At 62.7% G+C, this 255-nt stretch carries 1 protein-coding gene; it reads left to right on the forward strand.

Translation table 11 applies throughout. From position 1 onward, the window contains the following. Nucleotides 1-81: 81 nt before the first annotated feature. Nucleotides 82-243: a hypothetical protein gene (locus EAE91_RS25300; RefSeq protein ID WP_339919745.1), complete on the forward strand. Its 162-nt coding sequence runs from the start codon at nt 82-84 to the stop codon at nt 241-243. Nucleotides 244-255: the final 12 nt, after the last annotated feature.

The raw sequence follows: 255 nt of genomic DNA on the forward strand, positions 1-255 counted from the left end.
GAATTCGTCGCTTTCGGTGATTCCGATAGGGCGGGCGATCAGTAATACACGCTTATTGGTCCTGTCACCTGGAGGAATGCTGTGTCCGGTCGGTGTCCCGGGCGAGTTGTATCTTGGCGGGGTGGGGTTGGCGCGAGGCTACCTGAATCAGCCGGCGTTGACGGCGGAACGGTTTGTGCCGAACCCGTTTGCGACCGAGCGGGAGCGGGCTGGGGGATTGACCCGGCTTTACCGTACCGGTGACCGGGTGCGCTG

It is taken from the genome of Photorhabdus noenieputensis (genome assembly GCF_018448935.1).
GTDB lineage: Bacteria > Pseudomonadota > Gammaproteobacteria > Enterobacterales > Enterobacteriaceae > Photorhabdus > Photorhabdus noenieputensis.